This is a genomic window from Actinoplanes sp. NPDC051633, assembly GCF_040681735.1.
In the GTDB taxonomy this organism is placed as follows: domain Bacteria; phylum Actinomycetota; class Actinomycetes; order Mycobacteriales; family Micromonosporaceae; genus Actinoplanes.
In genome coordinates, this window is sequence record NZ_JBFAZH010000468.1 from 1 (window position 1) to 5,656 (window position 5,656).

General features: G+C 70.5%; 6 protein-coding genes. 4 read left to right on the forward strand and 2 right to left on the reverse strand.

Going from position 1 to position 5,656, the window contains the following annotated elements; genetic code table 11:
• Nucleotides 1–152: 152 nt before the first annotated feature.
• Nucleotides 153–578, forward strand: coding sequence for a nuclear transport factor 2 family protein (locus AB0M20_RS24010; protein ID WP_364301671.1), 426 nt, complete (start codon nt 153–155; stop codon nt 576–578).
• On the opposite strand, the gene AB0M20_RS24015 is transcribed toward AB0M20_RS24010, so the two are convergent.
• The gene (locus AB0M20_RS24015; protein WP_364301673.1) at nt 556–1,545 is read right to left on the reverse strand and encodes a zinc-binding dehydrogenase; all 990 of its coding nucleotides are present in this window, start codon (nt 1,543–1,545) and stop codon (nt 556–558) included. The two genes, AB0M20_RS24010 and AB0M20_RS24015, sit on opposite strands and share 23 nt — an antisense overlap.
• A 52-nt stretch (nt 1,546–1,597) precedes the next feature.
• On the opposite strand from AB0M20_RS24015, the gene AB0M20_RS24020 reads away from it, so the two are divergent.
• Nucleotides 1,598–3,205 (forward strand): AMP-binding protein, encoded by a 1,608-nt coding sequence (locus tag AB0M20_RS24020; protein ID WP_364301675.1) that lies wholly within the window; start codon nt 1,598–1,600, stop codon nt 3,203–3,205.
• 19 nt (nt 3,206–3,224) lie between these two features.
• Here the strand turns inward: AB0M20_RS24020 and AB0M20_RS24025 are convergent, their stop codons facing one another.
• Nucleotides 3,225–4,118 carry a BadF/BadG/BcrA/BcrD ATPase family protein gene (locus tag AB0M20_RS24025; RefSeq protein ID WP_364301677.1) on the reverse strand — a complete coding sequence of 298 codons (894 nt, stop codon included), beginning with the start codon at nt 4,116–4,118 and terminating at the stop codon, nt 3,225–3,227.
• 78 nt (nt 4,119–4,196) lie between these two features.
• On the opposite strand from AB0M20_RS24025, the gene AB0M20_RS24030 reads away from it, so the two are divergent.
• Nucleotides 4,197–5,069: a MurR/RpiR family transcriptional regulator gene (locus AB0M20_RS24030; protein WP_364301679.1), complete on the forward strand. Its 873-nt coding sequence runs from the start codon at nt 4,197–4,199 to the stop codon at nt 5,067–5,069.
• Nucleotides 5,070–5,125: 56 nt separating this feature from the next.
• On the forward strand, nt 5,126–5,656 hold a 531-nt coding region (locus AB0M20_RS24035; protein WP_364301681.1), incomplete at its 3' end, for a glycoside hydrolase family 16 protein.

A 5,656-nucleotide genomic window follows, 5' to 3' on the forward strand; every position in this document is an offset into this window, starting at 1 on the left:
CCCGCGAAGCCGCCGGCGGCCAGCCCGGCCAGCTGGTGCCGCTCGGTCTCGGTGCCGGCCAGCGCGGCCAGCGTCGGGAGGTTGAGGTCGGTCAGGTCCATGCCGCTGATTGAACCGTTGACAACCAAGGTTGTGCAACTTAGGTTGTGTATATGACTTCGAACGAGAAGCGGTACCGGCGCCTGATCGACGCGCTCGAGCGTTTCGCTTCGAGCGGAGAGCTTCGCGAGTTCTGGCACCCCGACGGCGAGCAGGTCGAGCACCCGAACGTGATGAGCCCGGGCGGCCGGCGTCGTGCGCTGGCCGGTGTGCTGGCCGGGGCCGACACCGCCGCCACCATCGTTCGCGACCAGCGCATGGAGATCCTCGACGTGATCGAGAGCGGCGACCGGATGGCCGTCCAGCTGCACTGGACCGCCATCGCCGCCCGCGACCTGGGCCCGATCCGCGAGGGCACGACGCTGACCGCGCACATCGGCCAGTTCCTCGAGTTCCGTGACGGCAAGCTGCTGCGCCTGAGCACCTACGACTGCTACGAGCCCGTGAACGGCGGCTCTATGGCACCAGGAGAACCTTGATGTGGCCGCCGCTCTCCGCGTCGCGGAAGGCGGCCGCCGCGTCGTCCAGCGAATGGGTCGCCGTGATGAAGTCGGCCGGGGTCACGACGCCCCTCCGCAGCAGGGTGATCGAGTCGGCGTAGTCCTCCGGCACGTACGTGGCACTGCCCTGGATGCGGATCTGACTGTCCTGCACCGTGTGCAGCGGGATGCTCACCTCACCGGGCGGCACCCCGACGACCACGACCGTGCCGCCCTTGTTCGCGATTCCGATCGCTTGGGTAAGCGTGGCCTGCTCGGCCACGCAGTCGAACGCCACGTCCGCCGATTCGCCCAGCTCCGCGCGTACCCCCTCGATCGCCTCGGGTGACGACGCATCCACCGCGGCGTCGGCGCCGAAGCGCAACGCCCTCTCCCGGCTCGAAGCGGAGCGAGCCGTCATCACCACCCGGCGTGCGCCCTGGTCCTTGGCGACCCGCAGCATCAGCAGGCCGATCGTGCCGGCGCCGAGGATCGCCACCGCGCGGTCGCGGACGCCGCCGGCGAGCCGGATCGCGTGCACCGGCGTGGAAAGCGGCTCGATCAGCGCGGCGGCCGGCCAGTCCAGCTCGTCGGGGACCGTGTGCAGGCGACGCTCGTCGATGGTGAAGTAGTCGGCGAACCCGCCCTGGTCGTGGGCGCAGCCGAAGAAGCGCAGGCGTTCACAGACGTTCGGCCGGCCGGCGACACAGGTCTTGCACTCGTAGCAGGGCAGCGGCGGCTCGACGGTGACGCGGCGGCCGGTGTCCACGACCGTGCCGCTGACCTCGTGGCCGGGCGCGAACGGCAGCGAGATGAACGGGTGCCGGCCGTGCAGCGCGTGCACGTCGGACCCGCAGACCCCGGCCACCGCCATCCGCACGAGCACCTCGCCGGGCTTGGGCTCCGGGACCGCGGCGGTCTGCACCTCGACACCATCGGAAGTGACCACCACCCGGCGCATCTCCATGCCAAGAACCTAACCCTTGTGTACGACAGGTCGCCGGGCACATGCTGCGGACATGCTTTCCTACGCCAGCGGAACCTCGGACGTGCCCCTGCTCGGAGAAACGATCGGCGCCAACCTGGAGCGCACCGTGGCCCGTTTCGGCGACCGCGAGGCCCTGGTCGACGTGGCGTCCGGCCACCGGTGGACGTACGCGGAATTCGACACGGGCGTCAACCGTCTCGCGCACGGCCTGCTGGACCGCGGCATCGAGAAGGGCGACCGGGTCGGCATCTGGGCGCCGAACTGCGCCGAGTGGGTCTTCATCCAGTACGCGACCGCGAAGATCGGCGCGGTCCTGGTAAACATCAACCCGGCCTACCGGACGCACGAGCTGGAGTTCGTCGTCAAGCAGTCCGGCCTGGCGCTGCTGATCAGCGCGGTGAGCTTCAAGACCAGCAACTATCAGGAGATGGTCGAGTCGATCGGCTTCGCCGAGCAGACGATCTTCATCGGCTCGGAGAAATGGGCGGCGTTGTCGTCCGCCGACGCCTCCGCCCCGGCGCTCGACCTCTCCTTCGACGACCCGATCAACATCCAGTACACGTCCGGGACCACCGGCTTCCCCAAGGGCGCCACGCTCTCGCACCACAACATCCTCAACAACGGCTACTTCGTCGGTGAGCTGGTCAACTACACCGAGGAGGACCGGATCTGCATCCCGGTGCCGCTCTACCACTGCTTCGGCATGGTGATGGGCAACCTCGCGGCCACCTCGCACGGCGCCTGCATGGTGTTGCCCGCGCCCGGCTTCGACCCGGCCGCGTCGCTGCGCGCGGTCGCGAGCGAGCGCTGCACGTCGCTCTACGGCGTGCCGACCATGTTCATCGCCGAGCTCGGTCTGGCCGACTTCGCGTCGTTCGACCTGTCGACGCTGCGCACCGGCATCATGGCCGGCTCGCCGTGCCCGGTCGAGGTGATGAAGCGGGTGGTCGCCGAGATGCACATGACCGAGGTGGCGATCTGCTACGGCATGACCGAGACGTCGCCGGTGTCGACGATGACCCGCGCCGACGACAGCCTGGCCCGGCGCACCGAGACGGTCGGGCGGGTGATGCCGCACCTCGAGTCGAAGGTGGTCGACCCGGCCACCGGGCTGGTGGTCGAACGCGGCGAGCCCGGGGAGCTGTGCACGCGCGGCTATTCGGTGATGCTCGGCTACTGGGACCAGGCCGACGCCACGGCCGAGGCGATCGACGCGGCCCGCTGGATGCACACCGGTGACCTGGCGACGATGGACTCCGACGGGTACGTGAACATCGTCGGCCGGATCAAGGACCTGGTCATCCGTGGCGGCGAGAATGTCTACCCCCGCGAGGTCGAGGAGTTCCTCTACACGCATCCGGACGTGGCGGACGTGCAGGTGATCGGGGTGCCGGACGCGAAGTACGGCGAGGAGCTGATGGCGTGGATCGTGCTCCGCCCGGAGGCGAAGCCGCTGACGGCGGAGGCGGTGCGCGAGTTCTGCGCGGGCCGGCTGGCGCATTACAAGATCCCGCGTTACGTACACATCGTGGACGGCTTCCCGATGACGGTCACCGGCAAGGTGCGCAAGGTGGAGATGCGGTCCCAGGCGGTCGACCTGCTGGACCTGCAGGACGCGGCCTCGACCCGCAACGCCTGATCTCCGCATTGGATGGTCACTAGGTATCGGCCGGCTCATCGAGGTCTGCGGCCGCCGCGCGAAGCCGGCGGGCAACCAGGCCGGCGGCCAGTCGCGCCGCGCCGAGGGCCGGGTCGCCGGCCATTCGCGCGCGGTTGCCGAGCGCCGCGCAGACCCGTGCTCTGATCGGCGTCGCGGCCGTGAGCAACCCGCCCGCAAGGACCACCGGCTCGGTTTCCCGGTCCACTTCGGACAAGGTGGCGAGCAGGCGGTCCGCCGCCTCGTTCGTGATCGCCCGCGCCGCCGGATCGTCTATCCCGCAGACGATCGGGGCCAGCGTGGCGAAGCCTGACGGCGTCTGACGGCTCGCCCAGCCCGGCAGTTCTTCCCGGGTACGCACGCCGGCGTGCGCGAGCACGGCGTCGCCGAGCGGGGACGACGACCGGACCGCCGCCCGCACCGCCCGCAGCCCCATCCATGCGCCGGATCCTTCGTCGCCGAGCAAGAACCCGAGCCCGTCCGCGACCTGCGTCACCTGCAGCCCGTCCACCCGCGCGGCCACCGCGCCGGTCCCGGCGATCAGGACCGCCCCGCTCCGCGCCGTGCAGCCCGCCGCGAAGGCGGTGACCGCGTCACCGACCAACTCCACCGGGCACCGCAGCCCGATCGCCCGCCACGAAGCCGCGAACGCCGCGCGGATCGCCGGGTCGTCCAGGGCGCTGTCCCCGGCCAGCCCGACCACCATGGCGGCGACGCGGGCGGGTGCGTGCGTACCCAATGCCTCTCGCACCGCCGCCGCGATCTCGGCCACCGCACCCACGCCGGTCAGGCACGGGTTGCCCGGACCGGCCGCCCCGCGGCCCAGGCTCCCGCCGGCGAGGAGCACCGCCCGCGTGCCCGTCCCGCCCGCATCGACGCCGATCACCAAGTCCATGGAAAGTCATCATTGACTATCTCGGTTCACGGTCGTAATTTTCATCAAACAAACTTTTCTATGAAAAGGATGTCCACGATGACCGGTGGGAGCGGCGGGCTGCTCGGGCGGCTGCGCATCGAGGGGCCGACCATGCCCGGCGCGCTCGCCCGCATCGCCGAGGTCATCGCCGGTGACCCCGAGGGCGCGGCCAACGCCAGCATCGTCGACCTGGCCGAGCGCACCGGCACCTCGACCGCGACGGTCACCCGCTTCAGCCGGGCGCTCGGTTTCAAGGGGTACGCGAACCTGCGCGTCGCCATCGCCACCGAGACCGGCCGGGTCGAGCAGGCCCGGTGGGAGACCGACATCAGCGGCGACATCAACCCCGGCGACTCGCTCGACAGCGTGCTCAAGGTGATCGCCACCGCGGACACCCGGGCGATCCAGGCCACCGCCGCCGGCCTGGACATGACCGACATCGAGCGGGTCTCCGGGGCGATCGCCGAGGCCGGCCGCGTGGAGATCTTCGGCCTGGGCAGCAGCGGCGCGGCCGGGCGCGAGATGGCGTTCCGGCTGGAGCGCATCCGGATCCCGGTGTGGTGCCGGTCCGACAGTCACACCGCGCTCACCAACGCCGCCCTGCTGCAGCCCGGTGACGTCGCGATCGGGCTGTCCCACTCGGGCCGGACCAGCGAGGTGATCGAGACGCTGGCGGAGGCCTCATCGCACGGCGCGCTCACCGTCGCCGTCACCTCGTATCCGCGGTCGCCCCTGGCCGAGGTCGCCGACGTGGTGTTCGTGACCTCGGTGCACGAGACCACGTTCCGGGTCGCCGCCCTCTCCGCACTGCACTCGGCGCTGCTCGTGCTCGACCTCATCTATGTCGCGGTGGCTCAGCGCACCTACGAGCGCACCACCGAGGCCTTCGAACTGACCGTGCGCGCCGTCGAAGCTCACCGGCGCCGCTGATCCCGTCCACACCCGTCCCCACCCGTCCCCACTCGTCCCCAGGAAGGACTCTGCCGATGAACATCGACCGATATCGATCGGCTGCGCTCGCCGCGGCCGTCGTGCTGCTCGGCGGCGCCGGCGCCGTCGCCGTTTCGCAGGCCGCATCCGCGGCGACGTGCGGTCGCCTCTTCGACGATTTCAGCTATGCGTCCTCATCGGACGCCGCGCTGACCCGCAACGGCTGGGTGCCCCGCTCCTACGCCGGCGGTCCGGGCGTACCCGGCGCGACCTGGTCCGCGCAGAACCTCAGCTTCCCCACCTCGGACGGCCAGAAGGTGCTGCAGCTGACGTCGTCCACCGACGGCACCGGGACCGGCACCAACCACGCCGAGCTTTACACCTCGCAGAAGCGCTATCTCGAGGGCACCTACGCCAGCCGGGTGAAGTTCAGCGACACCCCGGCGAGCGGCGCCGACGGCGACCACATCAACCAGACGTTCTTCACGATCAGCCCGCTCGCCTACGACCTCGACCCGACATACTCCGAACTGGACATCTCCGAGTACCTGCCGAACGGCGGCTGGGGTGAGACCGGCCCGATCAAC

Coding starts and splice junctions, on each gene's coding strand:
- AB0M20_RS24030 (WP_364301679.1), top strand. CDS start 4,197: ATGACCGGTGGGAGCGGCGGGCTGCTCGGGCGGCTGCGCATCGAGGGG.
- AB0M20_RS24025 (WP_364301677.1), bottom strand. CDS start 4,118: ATGGACTTGGTGATCGGCGTCGATGCGGGCGGGACGGGCACGCGGGCG.
- AB0M20_RS24010 (WP_364301671.1), top strand. CDS start 153: ATGACTTCGAACGAGAAGCGGTACCGGCGCCTGATCGACGCGCTCGAG.
- AB0M20_RS24015 (WP_364301673.1), bottom strand. CDS start 1,545: ATGGAGATGCGCCGGGTGGTGGTCACTTCCGATGGTGTCGAGGTGCAG.
- AB0M20_RS24020 (WP_364301675.1), top strand. CDS start 1,598: ATGCTTTCCTACGCCAGCGGAACCTCGGACGTGCCCCTGCTCGGAGAA.